The sequence below is a fragment of the Streptomyces sp. NPDC088354 genome, from assembly GCF_044753585.1.
Lineage (GTDB): Bacteria > Actinomycetota > Actinomycetes > Streptomycetales > Streptomycetaceae > Actinacidiphila.
Map to the genome: position 1 here is coordinate 334,314 of NZ_JBIVNJ010000002.1, position 15,581 is coordinate 349,894.

Consider the following 15,581-nt stretch of genomic DNA (forward strand, 5'->3'; position numbering starts at 1 on the left):
GGACAGGAATCCTGGCGCTGGGTACGGTCTTCTGTCGAAGCGCTTCACCGCGCGTGCTTCACTGTATTCGCCGCCCGCACACCCGAGGGAGTCGCCGGATGGTCACGCTCGCCGAGGTCGCCCGGCACGCCGGGGTCTCCGCCAGCACCGTGTCGTACGTCCTGAGCGGCAAGCGGTCCATCTCCGAGGCCACACGGCGCCGGGTCGAACGCAGCATCCAGCAACTCGGCTACCACCCCCACGCCGGTGCCCGCGCGCTGGCCAGCAGCCGGTCCAACATCATCGCCCTGATGGTGCCGTTGCGTACAGACATGTACGTCCCCGTCATGATGGAGATCGCCATCGCCGTCGCCACCACCGCGCGGCAGCACGGCCACGACGTGCTGCTGCTCACCGGCGAGGAGGGGCCGACCGCGGTGCGCCGGGTCGCCGCGAGCGGGCTGGCCGACGCGATGATCCTCATGGACGTCGAAATGCACGACGAGCGCATCCCGTTGCTCCGCGACGGCGACCGGCCCGCCGTCCTTGTCGGCCTGCCCGCCGACCCCGCCGGACTGACCTGCGTCGACCTCGACTTCGAGGCCACCGGTGCGCTCTGCGTCGACCACCTCGCCGATCTCGGCCACCGCGACGTCGCCGTCGTCGGCGAGGCCGCCGCGGTCTACCAGCGGCACACCGGCTTCGCCGAGCGCACCCTCCAGGGCCTGCGCACCCGCTCCGCCGAACGCGGCGTACGGCTCATACACCGCCCTTGCGAAGGCAGTTGGGAGTCCACCGCCGGCACGGTCTCCCGCATCTTCGACGAACGGCCCGGCACCACCGCGCTCGTCGTCCAGAACGAGGCCGCCATCGGCCCCCTCCTGTCCTTCCTGCGCCAACGGGGCCGCGCCGTCCCCGAGGACGTCTCCGTCGTCGCCGTCTGCCCCGACCAGGTCGCCACCCAGTCGGCACCCCGCCTGACCTCCGTCGCCATTCCGGCGCAGGAGATGGGCCGCCGCGCCGTCGACCTCGTCATGACCAAACTCGGCGGCGGCCCCGCCGCGCCCTCTCCGGGTGTCCACCTCATCGAGCCCCGCCTGACGGTCCGCGACAGCAGCGGGCCCGTGGCGGTGTAGTTCCGGGTCATCGTCCCGGGTGCGTCCTCAGGCGGCGTCGAACGGCGGCATGATCCTCACCACGACCAGGAGCCGGGCCCGCGGGGCCACCAGGAAGTAGAACCAGCCGCCTGCGGCGTCCATGTGGCGCAGACCGCTGGGCCGCGGACCGCTGTCGAAGTCGCGGACATCGACGCCCGTATCGGCCAGTTCGATCAACTACCCGGCCAACCGCTCCACTTCGGCGACGACGAAGCCGGGAACGCCGCCGGTGACGTGCGCGCGGTCCGGGTCGTACTCCCGACGCCATTCGCTCACCGCTGGTGGACCGCGACGGCGGCATGGGCGGTGTCGAGGATACGGCCGATCTCCGACGCCGCCTTGCCGGCCTGGACGGCGTCACCCGATTCCGCCACCTCCTCCCAGTGCCGCAGGTCCGCCGCGAGCTGGGGGTGTCGCTGAATGTGCACGTACACCGACCACTGGACGATGAACCGCCGCAGCGGAGCGAGGTCCGATCCCTGGCGGGACTGGTCCGCCGCCTGGTCGAGTTCGCGTGTGAAGGCGGGCAGAGCCGCCGGCGCGATCTGCGCGAGCGCCTGACGCAACGCCGTCACGGTGGCAGGGGGCCGAGGGATGAGGGGCTGCCCGGCGGTGGAGGCGGTCATCGGTTCTCCCATGGGCTGATTCTGATCCCTCGCGCCAGCCTACTCAGCGGAAGCCCGACTCCGGCCCGCGATCGGGTGAGCCTCGGCCTCCTGGCACCCACCGAAGAAAATCGCCGTGACGCACACCGCGGTACGTCCGACAGACGTCCGCCACGACACGCATCACCGTCACCCTGCCCCGCCGAGCGGGTCGCCGAGCTGAGGAAGTTCACCGACAGCGTCTCCGGCTACGTGGCCGAGGCGGTGCCCCGCCAGATCGGGCACCGGCTTGTCGGTGACGACGGCACCAGGAGGAGAGCGGCGCCTTCACGGATGAGGAACTAGCCGACACCGGTGCCTGGGTCGTCGGCGGCGCCGGACCGGCCGGGCACACCGACGGCGCGCCGGTCAGGTCGGCTCGTCGCACACGGAGCAGTGCGGGAGTCGGCGGCGTCGCCGAGGAGCCCGGACACCCGAGAGGACGTGGGGTCACCGTGCCGCCCCGGCCGGGTCCGCCGGGCAGGCCACGCCCGTGCCGCCGATGCCGCAGTAGCCCGCGGGGTTCTGGGCGAGGTACTGCTGGTGGCGGGCCTCGGCGGGGTAGAAGGGGCCGGCGGGGGCGATCTCGGTGGTGACGGGGCCGTGGCCGGCGGCGTGGAGGGCGGCGGCGTAGCGCTCGCGGGAGGCGAGGGCGGTGGCGTGCTGGCGCGGGGAGTGGGTGCGCAGGGCGGAGCGGTACTGGGTGCCGTGGTCGTGGCCCTGGCGGTAGCCCTGGGTGGGGTCGTGGGCCTCCCAGAAGGCGCGCAGGATCCCGTCGTAGGGGAGGAGGGCGGGGTCGAAGACCACGCGCACGGTCTCCGCGTGCCCGGTGAGACCGCTGCAGACCTCCTCGTAGGCGGGGTGCTCGGTGTGGCCGCCCTGGTAGCCGACGAGGGTGGTCCACACTCCGGGCAGGCGCCAGAAGGTGCGCTCGGCGCCCCAGAAGCAGCCCAGGGCGAGGTCGGCGACCTCCAGTCCCGCCGGGTAGGGGCCGGCGAGCGGGGTGCCCAGCAGGAGGTGCCGCGCGGGCACGGTGTGCAGCGGGGCGGCGCGGCCGGGCAGCGCCTCCCCGGCGGAGGGCAGGCGCAGCCCGTGGTGGGGGAACGGCGTCGCCGTCAACGGGCCGGGCCCGGGGCGGAGTTGCGCTGAAGCCCGGCGATGGCCTGGGCGCGGTAGAGGGCGTACGCGGCCGCCGGGTCGTCGGCGTACGACCAGGGGGCCGCGCCCGCGAAGCCGTCGACGTGGCGGAGCTGTTCCACCGCCTCGGGGTAGCGCTCGGCCCGGACCAGGAACGAGATCAGCAGGTGCCGCACGAGGGGCAGTACCGGGTCGTTGGAGGAGGCGTGCTCGGTGGCGTAGAGGGCGCCGCCGACGGCCCGGGAGATGACCTCGCTCTGGTAGAAGCTGCTGGTCAGGATGAGCTCGGGCAGGTGCGCGAAGACCTGGAAGAGCGGCAGCGCCGGCAGCAGGCTGCCCTCGGGTCCGGAAGCGGCGGCGCGCTCGGCGAAGTCGCGCGCGGCGTCCTCGGGCAGCCGGGACAGGGCGACGAGGTGCGCGCCCATGTGGTGCGGGGCGCGGGCGGTGATCTTCTCCCACGAGGCCGTGAAGTCGCCGTCCGCGGCGAGGTCCACGATGTACGGGACCGGGTCGCCCGGGGCCAGCAGCACGGCCTCCGCGGCGACCGTGCGGGCCTCCTCCAGGATCATCGGCACGTCGGGCGAGCTCGCCGGGGCGCGCCTCGCCTGCTGCACCAGGAAAGCGGCCTGGACGGCCGCGCCGCCCGGGTCCTCGGGTTCCTCCACCCGCCAGGTGCGCAGCCACGCCCCGCCCTTGCCGGGCGCCCGCGTCAGCTCCACGGCGGCGGCCCCGGCCAGCGTCTGGACCCGCTGCCAGCGGGCCTCGCCCTCCACCGGGGTGCCCTTGAGCAGGGCGGACACCGCGTGCCAGTCCTGCGTCCGCTGGGTCGCGGTGAGGGCCTGGGTCAGTTCGGGGTCGGGCCCCGGCAGCCGGATGTCGATCATGTCCTGGGACACGAACCCGTACAGGGCGGGGTCCGCCGCCGCCCTGGCCCACTCGGCGCGGCCGCGACGCAGGCGGGGCCACATCACGACGGCGGCGATCAGGAGCACTCCGTACAGCACCCAGAGGAATTCCATGATGAGCAAGCGTACGCGCGCCCGGCCGGCACGCCCCCGAGCCGTCGGTCGCACTACGCTCGGCGCTATGAGCGACCAGCAGCACCAGAACTTCGAGACCCTCGCGATCCACGCGGGTCAGGCGGCCGACGCCCAGACCGGGGCCGTCGTGACGCCGATCTACCAGGTCTCCACGTACAAGCAGGACGGCGTCGGCGGGCTGCGCGGCGGCTACGAGTACAGCCGCAGCGCCAATCCCACCCGCACCGCGCTGGAGGAGAACCTCGCGGCGCTGGAGGGCGGTCGGCGGGGCCTGGCCTTCGCGTCGGGGCTGGCGGCCGAGGACTGCCTGCTGCGCACGGTCCTGAAGCCCGGCGACCACGTCGTCATCCCGAACGACGCCTACGGCGGCACCTTCCGGCTCTTCGCCAAGGTCGTGGAGCGCTGGGGCGTGCAGTGGTCGGTCGCCGACACATCGGACCCGGCGGCGGTGCGGGCCGAGATCCGCCCCACCACCCGGCTCATCTGGGTCGAGACGCCCAGCAACCCGCTGCTCGGCATCACCGACATCGCCGTGCTGGCGGACATCGCGCGCGGCGCGGACGCCCGGCTCGTGGTCGACAACACCTTCGCCAGCCCCTACCTCCAGCAGCCGCTGGCGCTGGGCGCGGACGTGGTCGTGCACTCCACCACCAAGTACATGGGCGGCCACTCCGACGTGGTCGGCGGCGCGCTGATCGCGGCCGAGGCGGGTCTCGGCGAGGAACTGGCGTACCACCAGAACGCGATGGGCGCGGTGGCCGGCCCCTTCGACGCCTGGCTGGTCATGCGCGGCATCAAGACCCTCGCGGTGCGCATGGACCGGCACAGCGACAACGCGGAGAAGGTCGCGGACCTGCTGTCCACCCACCCGAAGGTCACCCAGGTCTTCTACCCGGGCCTGGCCGAGCACGCGGGGCACGACGTCGCCGCCAAGCAGATGAAGCGCTTCGGCGGCATGGTCTCGTTCCGGGTCGCGGGCGGCGAGGAGGCGGCGGTCGAGGTCTGCAACCGGGCCCGGCTGTTCACCCTCGGGGAGTCGCTCGGCGGCGTGGAGTCGCTGATCGAGCACCCCGGCCGGATGACGCACGCCTCGGCCGCCGGTTCGGCGCTGGAGGTGCCGGCCGATCTGGTGCGCCTGTCGGTGGGCATCGAGTCCGTCGACGACCTGCTGGAGGACCTGCGGCACGCCCTCGCGTGACGCGGCGCGGGCGCCGCGTTTCCCGCGGCGTCCGCTACCAGTACACCAGCGGCGTCTGCTGCAAAGGCTGCGGGTCCGGCCACCACAGCGCGGCCGCCACCAAGGCGGCGGCCAGGCCCGCCAGCAGCAGCACCCACAGGACCACGTGCAGGACCCGGCGGCGTGCCAGGAGGCGCCTGCCCTGTTCGGCGGCCCGGGGGGCCAGGCCCAGCGGGACGACGGGGTGCGGCCCGTCCAGCATGCGGCGGACCTCGTCCTCCTTGCGGTCCCACGGGGTCATGAGGCCGCCTCCGGCACCCTGGGCGCGGGCTCGGCCGCGGGCCGCGCGTCGCGCAGGACGGTCACGGCCCGCAGGCACACCGCCCGCACCCGGTCGACCGGCATGCCGAGCTGCGCGGCCGTCTGCTCCTCCGCGATGCCCTCGTAGAGCCGCAGGACGACCACCAGCCGCTCCTGGACGGTCAGCGTCCCGAGCGGTCCGCCGCGCGGGCGTCGCCACCGGGGCCGGAGCGTGAAGCGGCGGACGATCTCACCGCGGGTGTGGACGTACGGGTCCTCGCCGCGCAGCCGGAACCAGTCCGCGTACGTCCGGGACAGCGCGGCGAACAGCAGCTCGGCGCCCTCGTCGCCGTCGCCGGTGAGCAGCGTGGCGGCGTGCAGAAGACGCCCTGCCGCACCCGCCGCGAACGCCGCGAACTCGGCGTCGCGCAGGCGTTCCGCTGCCGCCCGGCGCTCTCCCACAGCGCCATGGGACGGCAGACGGTGACCTCAGGTCAAGAGCTCTGCTCGTCCCCGGAGGTCATCGCCGCGTGATAATCCGCCAACGCAGCGTTGAAGCGGCCGAGGAGATCGGTGAAGATCTCCCGTTCCTGCCCGGTCCAGTCCTCCGTCACGACCGACATGAGCTCGCGGCGCGAGATGCGCACCTCTTCGAGGCGCGTGCGCCCCCGGGGGGAGAGCGCGAGGACCACCGCGCGCCCGTCCTCGGGGTGCGAGGTGCGCTTGACCAGACCGCTGTCGACGAGCGGCGCGACCTGCCGGGTGACGGTCGAGGAGTCGATGCCCATGCCCTCGGCGAGCGCCTTGACGCCCATCGGCCCCTCGTTGTCCAGGCGGTTGAGCAGCAGATATGCGGCCCGGTCCATGGAGTTGCGGGCCTTGCCGACGCCACCCAGACGGGTCTGCTCCGCGCGCCGGGCGAAGAGTGCCACCTGGTGCTGCAGGCGCTCCAGGAGGTCGGTCGTTGTCTCCGAGGGAATGGGCATGGCCGGAAGCTCGCGTTCTGTCGGTCCTGCGAAGGTTGGGAGAAGAGTACGCGGAGAGCGTCACCCCGGGACCCCACCGGCGAAAACTGCTCCGTCCCGGCTCCCCGGACGCCCGGCTGCAAGACTGGGGACCATGGAAAGCCCGGCAAGTCCTGTACGTCCCGTGCGCCGTCCGGCGGGCCCGCCCCCCTCGCACCCGGTCACGATCGACGACGTCCGCGGTGCGCACAAGATGCTCTCCGGGGTCGCCCGGACGACACCCATGGAAGGCAGCCGCTACCTCTCCGGCCTGGTGTCCGCGCCCGTCCACCTCAAGTGCGAGAACCTGCAGCGCACCGGTTCCTTCAAGGTGCGCGGCGCCTATGTGCGGATCGCCGGGCTGCGGCCGGAGGAGCGGGCGGCCGGGGTCGTCGCCGCGAGCGCCGGCAACCACGCGCAGGGCGTGGCGCTGGCGGCGTCGCTGCTGGGGGTGCGCTCCACCGTCTTCATGCCGGTCGGTGCCCCGCTGCCGAAGATCGCGGCGACCCGCGAGTACGGGGCCCAGGTGCGGATGGAGGGGCAGGTGGTGGACGAGACGCTGCACGCCGCCCGCCGGTACGCGGAGGCGACCGGTGCCGTCTTCATCCATCCCTTCGACCACCCCGACATCATCGCGGGCCAGGGCACGGTGGGGCTGGAGATCCTGGACCAGTGCCCCGAGGTCCGCACGATCGTGGTCGGTGTCGGCGGCGGGGGTCTCGCCGCGGGCGTGGCCCTGGCGGTGAAGTCGGTGCGCCCCGACGTCCGCGTCATCGGCGTGCAGGCGGAGGGGGCGGCCGCGTACCCGCCGTCGCTGCGGGCCGGGCGGCCGGTGGTGCTGGACTCGGTGGCGACCATGGCGGACGGCATCAAGGTGGGCAGTCCCGGGGACGTGCCGTTCGGCATCATCCGGGACCTGCTGGACGACGTGCACACGGTCAGCGAGGACGAGCTGTCCAGGGCGCTGCTGCTCTGCCTGGAGCGGGCCAAGCAGGTCGTCGAGCCGGCGGGGGCGAGCCCGGTGGCGGCACTGCTGGCCCGGCCGGAGGCGTTCGAGGGGCCGGTGGTGGCCGTGCTGTCGGGCGGCAACGTCGACCCGCTGCTCATGGAGCGCATCCTTCGGCACGGTATGTCCGCGGCCGGCCGGTACCTGTCGTTCCGGTTGCGGCTCACGGACCGGCCGGGCGCCCTGGCGGCACTGCTGGGGATCCTGTCGGCCAACGACGCCAATGTGCTGGACATCGCGCACGTCCGTACCGACCCCCGGCTCGGGCTGACCGAGGCCGAGGTCGAGCTGCGGCTGGAGACGCGCGGGCCCGAACACCGCGAGGCGGTGGGCTCGGCACTGCGGTCCGCGGGGTACGTGCTGCTCTGACCTGCGCGTCCGTGCCCTCGCCTGCGCGGGGCCGGAAAAGCCGGGCCCGATTGTCAGTGGCGTGCGGCAGGCTGGACGCAGGTGTTGCGGACGCGGTGGAACGCGGGAGAGGGAGCCGCGCAAAAAACCGGTTGACGCGATATATCGCGTCTGGGATGCTCGCGATGTATCGACGTGTGCCGCCGCTCCGGCCGCACGCCCGTTCATCCCCCACATCTCACTCACGCCCTGAAGGGGAGACAACGCATGCCAGGCGCCATCCACGCCGAAGGTCTGGTGAAGACCTTCGGCGACGTACGGGCACTGGACGGAGTGGACCTCGACGTCCCCGAAGGCACCGTCCTGGGTCTGCTGGGCCCGAACGGAGCCGGGAAGACCACCGCCGTCCGCGTCCTGACCACCCTGCTGCAGCCGGACAGCGGCAAGGCCGTCGTCGCCGGGATCGACGTGCTCAAGCACCCCAACGAGGTGCGCCGGCAGATCGGCCTGTCCGGGCAGTTCGCCGCCGTCGACGAGTACCTGACCGGCCGCGAGAACCTGCAGATGGTGGGGCGGCTCTACCAGATGTCCGCGCGCGACGCGAAGGCGCGGGCCACCGAGCTGCTGGAGCGCTTCAACCTCGCCGAGGCCGCCGACCGTACGGCCAAGACCTACTCCGGCGGCATGCGTCGCCGCCTCGACCTGGCGGCCGCGCTGGTCGTCCGGCCGCCGGTGATGTTCATGGACGAGCCGACCACCGGACTCGACCCGCGCAACCGCCTGGCCCTGTGGGAGGTCATCCAGGACCTCGTGGCCGGCGGCACCACCCTGCTGCTCACCACGCAGTACCTGGAGGAGGCCGACCACCTCGCGCACGACATCTGCGTGATCGACCACGGCAAGGTCATCGCGCGCGGCACCTCCGACGAGCTCAAGGCGCGCACCGGCGGCGAGCGCGTCGAGGTCGTCGTGCACGACCGCGAGCACCTGGCCACGGCCACCGAGGTGCTCCGGGGGTTCGGCAAGGGCGACACGACCCTCGACAACCACACCCGCCGGATCACCGTGCCGGTCACCGGCGGCGCGAAGCTGCTCGCGGAGGTCATCCGCGAACTGGACACCCGCGGCATCGAGATCGACGACATCGGTCTGCGCCGCCCCACGCTCGACGATGTCTTCATGTCGCTCACCGGCCACGCCGCCGAGGAGAAGGAAGAGGAGTCCCAGTGACCACGGCGACCGACGCGGTGCCCACCGCCAAGCCGCGCCCCACCAACCCGTTCGTGCAGTCCGTGCGCGACTCGCTGGTGGTCGCCCAGCGCAACCTGATCCGCATGATGCGGATCCCCGAGGTCGTCATCTTCGGCCTCGTCCAGCCGATCATGTTTGTGGTGCTGTTCAGCTACGTCTTCGGCGGCTCGATGAACGTCGGCGGCTCCACGAGCCCGTCCGTCTACCGCGAGTTCCTGATGGCGGGCATCTTCGCCCAGACCGTCACCTTCGCGACCGCCGGTGCGGGCGCGGGCATCGCCGACGACATGCACAAGGGCCTCATCGACCGCTTCCGGTCGCTGCCCATGGCCCGCGGCGCGGTGCTCACCGGCCGCACCCTGGCGGACCTGGTGCAGACGGCGCTGACCGTCGTCGTGCTCGCGATCGTCGCGCTGCTCGTCGGCTGGCGCATCCACGAGGGCCTGCCCAAGGCGATCGGCGCCTTCGCGCTGCTGCTCCTGCTCGGCTACGCGTTCTCCTGGATCGGTGCCCTGATCGGCCTGTCGGTCCGCACCCCCGAGGCGGCCACCTCCGGCGGCCTGATCTGGCTGTTCCCGCTGACGTTCATCTCCAACGCCTTCGTGGACTCCAACCAGATGACCCCGTGGCTGCGGCACATCGCCGAGTGGAACCCCTTCAGCTCCACCGTGCTGGCCTGCCGTGAGCTGTTCGGCAACCTCCCGGAGGGCTACCAGGCGGCGGACGTCTGGCCGATGCAGCACCCCGCGCTGGCCTCGGTGATCTGGTCGGTCGTGATCATCGTGGTCTTCCGGACCCTGGCCGTGCGCAAGTACCGCTCCGCGACCGCGTAAGGACGCGGACGCACGAGGAGCCCCCGGCCGTCGTGGCCGGGGGCTCCGTTGTGTCCGTGGGCAGGGGGGCCGGTGTGCCGGCGCCCGCCGTGGTCAGCCGCTGTACGGCTTCGCCTCGATGATCTTCACCGAGGCCTTCTTGCCGTTGGGGAGCTCGTAGCTCGCGTTCTCGCCGACCTTCTTGCCGTTCACGCCCGAGCCGAGCGGGGACTGCGGCGAGTAGGTCTCCAGGTCCGACGACACGTACTCGCGCGAGCCGAGGAGGAAGGTCAGCGTGTCGTCCGGGTCGCCGTCGAAGGCGATGGTGACGACCATGCCGGGCGCGACAACGCCGTTGTCCGCGGGGGCCTCGCCCACCTTGGCGTGCTGCAGCAGCTGCGTCAGCTGGCGGATCCGGAGCTCGAGCTTGCCCTGGTCCTCACGCGCCGCGTGATAGCCGGCGTTCTCCTTGAGATCGCCTTCCTGGCGGGCTTCCTCGATCTTGGCGACGATCTCGGCGCGCGCCGGACCAGACAGATGCTCCAGCTCGGCCTTGAGCTGGTCGTACGCCTCCTGGGTCAGCCAGGTGACGTTCTCACTGGTCTGGGTCACAGGTGCTCCTCGTCGGTACTCGCTTGCTTACAAATGAACGCCCTACCCAGAAAGATGCGTCTTCGCGGGAGGGCGAAACCACGAGCCTAACAATTTCCCCCGACAATCGGCGAGAGGAAAAACATCAAGAGAGCATCAGTGCAGGTCAGGGGGGTACCTGCCGGGTCGGCGTGATCAGTGTGTCGGCTGGCAGCCGATCAGCTCCGCGGAAGTCCCGCGACTGGTGGTGCGAATGGTGGCCACGGTGTCGACGCGACCGCTGTGCTGATTGAGGCGGACATCCCGGCGGCCCACCTCGGAGTGGTCCTCGGCCACCGAGCGCAGGGTGCACACCGCGGTGACGTCCGTGTTCTTGCGCACTTCCAGATGGACCTGGACCTCGTGGTCGGAGACCACCTGGAAGGCGATGACCTGGCCGCTGACCTCCGTGCCGGCGATCTTGTCCCAGCCGATCCACACCAGCAGGACCAGCGTCAACGCGCCCAGTACGGCACCGATGACCTTGAGCTTGCGGTCGGCGCGGGCGTCCGCGTCCGCGCTCCGGCCGTACCGGCCCTCGGGTGCCTGCCGGGTCACCGCGCTCATCGATCAGTCCTCCCGGGGGCGGGGAATCCCGCCCTGGAATTAATCAGCCCCTTGCTTCGGTCACTATAGAAGTCGCTACTCGTACCCCCGACTGAGGATCCAACCTTGACCGATCAGCTGCGACTGATGGCCGTGCACGCCCACCCCGACGACGAGTCGAGCAAGGGCGCGGCCACCATGGCCAAGTACGTCTCCGAAGGCGTCGACGTCCTGGTCGCCACCTGCACGGGAGGCGAGCGCGGTTCCGTACTCAATCCCAAGCTCCAGGGCGACGCGTACATCGAGGAGCACATCCACGAGGTCCGCGCCAAGGAGATGGACGAGGCCCGCGAGATCCTGGGCGTCAAACAGTCCTGGCTCGGATACGTCGACTCCGGCCTTCCCGAGGGCGACCCGCTGCCGCCGCTGCCCGAGGGCTGCTTCGCCCTGCAGGACGTGGACGAGGCCGCCGGGACGCTGGTGCGGCTCATCCGCGAGTTCCGCCCGCACGTGATCACCACGTACGACGAGAACGGCGGGTACCCGCACCCCGACCACATCATGACCCACAAGATCTCGGCGATCGCCTTCGACGCCGCCGGCGACCCGGAGCGCTACCCCGAGGCCGGCGAGCCCTGGACGCCGCTGAAGCTCTACTACAACCAGGGCTTCAACCGGCAGCGCACCGTCGCCCTGCACGAGGCGCTGCTCGCCCGCGGCCTGGAGTCCCCGTACGGGGAGTGGCTGGAGCGGTGGAAGACCTTCGACAGGCCCGAGCGCTCCCTGACCACCCATGTGCCGTGCGCCGACTTCTTCGAGATCCGGGACAAGGCGCTGCTCGCGCACGCCACCCAGATCGACCCCGACGGCGCCTGGTTCCACGTGCCGATGGACATCCAGAAGGAGGTCTGGCCGAACGAGGACTACGAGCTCGCGCAGTCCCGCGTGGACACCACCCTCCCCGAGGACGACCTCTTCGCGGGCATCCGGGAGAATTGAGCGCGTGAACGCGACATTCGGCACGGCCGCAGCCCAGCTCGTTCCTCTCGCCGTCAAGGACCTCGACGAGAACAAGGTGACGCCCGGACTCCTGGGCTTCGTCATCTTCGCCCTCATCGGCCTCTCCCTGTGGTGGCTGATGAAGAACATGAACAAGCAGATGCACAAGATCGACTTCGTCGAGGAGCCGGACTCCGCCGCCGACGCGGCGCCGGTTCCCGGCAAGAGCGCCGGCCGCGCCGGCTGATCCGGCAGCCGCAGCACGCCGCGGGACCCCGGGCGACGACCGCCCGGGGCCGTGGCATGCCCTGACGCGGCGCCCCGGCAGCCCCGTACTCAGCCCGGGCGCCGGTCGGAGGCGCGGTCCGCCGGCGGCGGAGTCATCGCCATCCGCGCTCCGCGTGACGGCACCATGCCCAACCGCCAGGCCTCCCACGGCGTGCCCGGCTCGACGCCGCGCTCCAGCAGCAGGGCGTACGCCTCGGCGTACTCCTCCAGGTCCAGGTCGCGCCCCTGGTAGGTGTCCCGCAGCAGCGCGGACAGCCCCTCGCGCGCCTCGGCGGCGCCGTCCTCGGTCAGCAGCGGCAGCAGCGTGCACCGCAGGAAGCGCGACCAGTCCGCGCCGCGGCGGTCGGGCAGGGCGGCGAAGAGCCGTTCGGCGTCCCGCAGCAGCTCCAGCGCCTCCGGCACGCGGCCGTTGCCCGCGTCGATCACGGCCAGTTCGACGCAGGACCAGGCCTCGCCGTGCGGTACGCCGATGCGGCGGAAGTCGGCGCGGGCGTCCTGGAGCAACTGGCGGGCGAAACCGCTGTTGCGCAGATTGCCGGTGAGGGCGGCGCGCTGGTCGCGGGTGACCCGCGCCGAGTGGTGCCGGGCGCAGGCCAGTCCGTAGACGTCCCGCATGCGGCTGAACATCGTCCGGGAACGCTCCAGGGCCCGCAGCGCGGGGTCGAGTTCGCCGGCCTCCTCCAGCGCCTGGCCGAGGTAGTACAGCGACCAGGCCTCGCCGCGGGCGTCCTCGTTGGCCCGGTGCCGGGTCAGGGCGTCGCCCAGGACCCGCTGGGCGGCCGGGGCGTCGCCGCGCAGCAGCCGGGCACGGGCGAGCTGGGTGGCCGTCCAGGCGGTGCCGCGCGGATCGCGGGTGGCGGCGTAGCACTCGCCCGCGGCCCGTAGTTCGGCCTCGCCGCGGTCCGCGTCACCGACCGCCAACTGCCACTGCCCCAGCTGGAGATGGGCCCAGGCCTGGCCGTGCACGCTCTCGCTCTCGCGGTGCAGGGCCAGCGACTCGGTCAGCAGGTCGTGGGCCTCCGCCAGCCGGCCCGCGTCGCGCAGCACCGCCGCCAGCGCGTGCTGCGTCCACGCCCGGTCGGCGCGCAGCTCCTCGGCCGCCTGCAGCTCCAGGGCCTCACGGAGCTTCTCCTCCGCCTCGTGCAGGCTGCCCTGCTGCTGGAGCGTGATGCCGAGACTGCACAGCGCGCGGGCGGCGCCCGCCGGGTGCTGCGCCTCGAAGTACAGGTCGACCACGGACGAGAGCGTGGAACGGGCCTTGTCGAGCTCGCCGAGCTGCCGGGCGGCGATCCCGGTGCGCCACTGCACGGAGCGCACCAGCACGTTCTGGTCGGCCTCCCGCTGGTGCCGCTGCGCCAGCTCGCTGATCTCGCCCAGCCGGTACAGGTCGCCGCGCAGCAGGCAGTAGTCGCACAGCGCGCCGAGCAGGTGCTGCACGACCCGCTGGTCGACGCCTTCGGCATGCCGCAGGGCGGCGGTGATGAAGCTGGACTCCTCGTCCAGCCAGCGCAGCGCGAGGTCCAGCGAGGCGAAGCCCTGCGGCCCGAAGCGGTCGGCGCGGGTGGAGGTGCGGCCGTCCACCAGGCGGATCACGGAGTCCGCGAGTTCGGCGTAGCTGCGGATCAGCCGCTCCTGGGCGGCGGCGCGCTCGTCCGGGTCCTCCTCGTCGAGCAGGCGCGCGTGCGCGAAGCGGCGTACGAGGTCGTGCAGCCGGTAGCGGCTGCCGCGCACGTGCTCGATGAGCCCGGCCGCGGCCAGTTCGCCCAGCCGCCGTCCCGCCTCCTGCTCGTCGGCCGCCAGCAGTGCCGCGGCCGCCGCCGCGCCGAGACTGGTGCGCCCGGCCAGCGCCAGCCGCCGCAGCAGCCTGCGGGCCGGCTCGGGCTGGTCGTGGTAGCGCAGCGCCAGCGCCCGCTCGACCGGGTCGAGCGGGCCGTAGGCGGCGAGCTCCGCGGCGAGGACCGCGACCCCGCGCTCGGGCAGCGAACTGCCGGCGATGCGCAGCGCCAGCGGGAGGCCGCCGCACAGCCGCCGGATCTCCTCGGCGCCGGCGGCGGTCCCGTCCGGCGCGCCGTCACCGGCGCCGTCCCCGCCGCCCCCGCCGTCCCCGCCGAGCGCGGCCAGCAACTTCCGCGAGGCGCCCGCCGTCAGGGGCTCCAGGGGAAGGTCGTGCACGCGCGCCGCCGGGACGTCCAGCGCCAGCGGGCCGGCCGCGGTGACCAGCACGAGGCTGTCGGACCGCTCGGGGACCAGGTCCCGGACCTGTCCGGCGTCGGCCGCGTCGTCCAGGACGACGACGACCGGCACACCCGTCAGCCGCTTCTGGTACTCGTCGGCCAGGCGCCGCAGATGCTGCTCCTGGGAGGTGCGCTCGCGGAAGAGCAACTGCTCGCGGGGCGCTCCCAGCCGGTTGAGCAGGTGCAGCAGCGCGTCCCGGGTGGGCAGCGGCCGCTCGCCGGGGGCCGCTCCCCGCAGGTCGACCACGCAGGCACCGCGGAACTGGTCCTTGAGCTGCTGGGCGGCGCGGACGGCCAGCGTGGTGCGCCCGGAGCCGGCCGGGCCGTGCAGCACGACCACCACGGGCCCGCTGGCGGGGGAGACCCGGGCCTGGTGGACCCACTGCGCGATCTGCCGCAGATGGTCCCGGCGGCCAGTGAACGGCCCGTCGGCGACGGGCAGTTGCGCGAAGGACTGCTCCAGCGCGCTGCGGCCGCGCGCTGCGGCGCTGCGGTCGGTGCGCCGCTGCGGCGGCAGGGCCGGACCCGGCGCGGGCGCCGGGGCGGGCGCGGTGAGCTGCCGTTCCAGGAACGGGCGGACGCCGCGCCGGTCGACCGCCTCCAGCCAGGCGCGGCGCAGTTCACCGGTGCGCCCGCCGCCCGCGCGGGACCCGCGCGCGGAACGGGCCGCCGTCGTGGCCGCCCCCGCCACGGCGACGACGGCGGCGGTGCCCAGTGCCGTACCGGCGCCGGTGCCCCAGCCGAGGTCGGCCACGCACGCCGCGACCGCCGCCACGGCGGTCACCAGGGCGGGGGTGCCGATCGCGGTGCGCCGCCCGGCGCGTTCGGCGTGCCGTGCGGCCGCGTAGGCGGCGTACTCGTCCGCGGCCTCCCCGGCGATCCCGTCGAGTGCCGCGCGTCCCCTGCGCAGCAGTTCCTCGGCGTCCTCGGGGCGTCTGCGCCGTCGCTCTCCGGCCACGGCGCGCTCCAGCAGCCGTGACACCTCGGTCCGGTCGGACGGGTGCAGTTCCGCAGTCCGCTTCGTCAACA

The 15,581-nt window shown here is 73.1% G+C and carries 17 protein-coding genes and 1 pseudogene; 8 read left to right on the forward strand and 10 right to left on the reverse strand.

What is annotated here, in order from left to right; all coding sequences use genetic code 11:
- The first annotated feature begins 98 nt into the window (after window positions 1-98).
- The gene (locus ACIP98_RS04805) at window positions 99-1,115 is read left to right on the forward strand and encodes a LacI family DNA-binding transcriptional regulator (protein ID WP_401973752.1); all 1,017 of its coding nucleotides are present in this window, start codon (window positions 99-101) and stop codon (window positions 1,113-1,115) included.
- Between the two features lie 27 nt (window positions 1,116-1,142).
- Here ACIP98_RS04805 and ACIP98_RS04810 read toward each other — a convergent pair whose 3' ends face one another.
- Window positions 1,143-1,313: a hypothetical protein gene (locus tag ACIP98_RS04810; protein WP_401973754.1), complete on the reverse strand. Its 171-nt coding sequence runs from the start codon at window positions 1,311-1,313 to the stop codon at window positions 1,143-1,145.
- Window positions 1,314-1,408: 95 nt separating this feature from the next.
- Window positions 1,409-1,762, reverse strand: a complete 354-nt coding sequence (locus tag ACIP98_RS04815) for a DUF6247 family protein (RefSeq protein WP_319658823.1) — start codon at window positions 1,760-1,762, stop codon at window positions 1,409-1,411.
- A gap of 161 nt (window positions 1,763-1,923) precedes the next feature.
- Between ACIP98_RS04815 and ACIP98_RS04820 the strand changes: the two are divergent.
- Window positions 1,924-2,145, forward strand: a pseudogene (locus tag ACIP98_RS04820) (hypothetical protein); the annotation flags it as partial.
- An 85-nt stretch (window positions 2,146-2,230) separates the two neighbouring features.
- Here the strand turns inward: ACIP98_RS04820 and msrA are convergent.
- Together msrA and ACIP98_RS04830 are read right to left on the reverse strand one after the other, a co-directional pair.
- Window positions 2,231-2,899 (reverse strand): peptide-methionine (S)-S-oxide reductase MsrA, encoded by a 669-nt coding sequence (gene msrA, locus ACIP98_RS04825; protein WP_319658705.1) that lies wholly within the window; start codon window positions 2,897-2,899, stop codon window positions 2,231-2,233.
- On the reverse strand, window positions 2,896-3,936 hold the full coding sequence (locus tag ACIP98_RS04830) for a hypothetical protein (protein ID WP_319658706.1): 1,041 nt from the start codon (window positions 3,934-3,936) through the stop codon (window positions 2,896-2,898). Before ACIP98_RS04830 ends, msrA begins: the two co-directional genes overlap by 4 nt.
- Window positions 3,937-4,003: 67 nt before the next feature.
- On the opposite strand from ACIP98_RS04830, the gene ACIP98_RS04835 reads away from it, so the two are divergent.
- Window positions 4,004-5,155, forward strand: a complete 1,152-nt coding sequence (locus ACIP98_RS04835) for a cystathionine gamma-synthase (RefSeq protein ID WP_401973756.1) — start codon at window positions 4,004-4,006, stop codon at window positions 5,153-5,155.
- A gap of 34 nt (window positions 5,156-5,189) precedes the next feature.
- Here the strand turns inward: ACIP98_RS04835 and ACIP98_RS04840 are convergent, their stop codons facing one another.
- From ACIP98_RS04840 to ACIP98_RS04850, 3 genes are read right to left on the reverse strand one after another with little or no spacing between them, the layout of a single operon-like run.
- Window positions 5,190-5,435 (reverse strand): hypothetical protein, encoded by a 246-nt coding sequence (locus ACIP98_RS04840; RefSeq protein ID WP_319658708.1) that lies wholly within the window; start codon window positions 5,433-5,435, stop codon window positions 5,190-5,192.
- Window positions 5,432-5,896, reverse strand: a complete 465-nt coding sequence (locus ACIP98_RS04845) for a sigma factor-like helix-turn-helix DNA-binding protein (RefSeq protein ID WP_319658709.1) — start codon at window positions 5,894-5,896, stop codon at window positions 5,432-5,434. Before ACIP98_RS04845 ends, ACIP98_RS04840 begins: the two co-directional genes overlap by 4 nt.
- 32 nt (window positions 5,897-5,928) lie before the next feature.
- The gene (locus tag ACIP98_RS04850; RefSeq protein ID WP_319658710.1) at window positions 5,929-6,420 is read right to left on the reverse strand and encodes a MarR family transcriptional regulator; all 492 of its coding nucleotides are present in this window, start codon (window positions 6,418-6,420) and stop codon (window positions 5,929-5,931) included.
- 232 nt (window positions 6,421-6,652) lie between these two features.
- On the opposite strand from ACIP98_RS04850, the gene ilvA reads away from it, so the two are divergent.
- The 3 genes from ilvA (at window position 6,653) to ACIP98_RS04865 (ending at window position 9,876) form a co-directional block, all read left to right on the forward strand.
- Window positions 6,653-7,813 (forward strand): threonine ammonia-lyase, encoded by a 1,161-nt coding sequence (gene ilvA, locus ACIP98_RS04855; protein ID WP_319658824.1) that lies wholly within the window; start codon window positions 6,653-6,655, stop codon window positions 7,811-7,813.
- Between the two features lie 246 nt (window positions 7,814-8,059).
- Window positions 8,060-9,022, forward strand: a complete 963-nt coding sequence (locus ACIP98_RS04860; protein WP_319658711.1) for an ATP-binding cassette domain-containing protein — start codon at window positions 8,060-8,062, stop codon at window positions 9,020-9,022.
- The gene (locus ACIP98_RS04865; protein WP_319658712.1) at window positions 9,019-9,876 is read left to right on the forward strand and encodes an ABC transporter permease; all 858 of its coding nucleotides are present in this window, start codon (window positions 9,019-9,021) and stop codon (window positions 9,874-9,876) included. Before ACIP98_RS04860 ends, ACIP98_RS04865 begins: the two co-directional genes overlap by 4 nt.
- Window positions 9,877-9,969: 93 nt before the next feature.
- Here ACIP98_RS04865 and greA read toward each other — a convergent pair whose 3' ends face one another.
- Both greA and ACIP98_RS04875 read right to left on the reverse strand, forming a co-directional pair.
- A complete protein-coding gene (gene greA / locus ACIP98_RS04870) occupies window positions 9,970-10,467 on the reverse strand; it encodes a transcription elongation factor GreA (protein ID WP_319658713.1) in 498 nt (165 codons plus the stop codon).
- A 174-nt stretch (window positions 10,468-10,641) separates the two neighbouring features.
- Entirely contained in the window at window positions 10,642-11,052 is a 411-nt protein-coding gene (locus ACIP98_RS04875) for a DUF4307 domain-containing protein (RefSeq protein ID WP_401973757.1), read from the reverse strand.
- 105 nt (window positions 11,053-11,157) lie between these two features.
- Here ACIP98_RS04875 and mca point away from each other — a divergent pair, with 105 nt between their 5' ends.
- On the forward strand, window positions 11,158-12,030 hold the full coding sequence (mca, locus tag ACIP98_RS04880; protein ID WP_319658715.1) for a mycothiol conjugate amidase Mca: 873 nt from the start codon (window positions 11,158-11,160) through the stop codon (window positions 12,028-12,030).
- 4 nt (window positions 12,031-12,034) lie between these two features.
- Complete coding sequence (locus ACIP98_RS04885) at window positions 12,035-12,277, forward strand: hypothetical protein (RefSeq protein ID WP_319658716.1); 243 nt, start codon at window positions 12,035-12,037, stop codon at window positions 12,275-12,277.
- Between the two features lie 89 nt (window positions 12,278-12,366).
- Here the strand turns inward: ACIP98_RS04885 and ACIP98_RS04890 are convergent, their stop codons facing one another.
- Window positions 12,367-15,558, reverse strand: a complete 3,192-nt coding sequence (locus ACIP98_RS04890) for a tetratricopeptide repeat protein (protein ID WP_401973980.1) — start codon at window positions 15,556-15,558, stop codon at window positions 12,367-12,369.
- Window positions 15,559-15,581 lie beyond the last annotated feature (23 nt).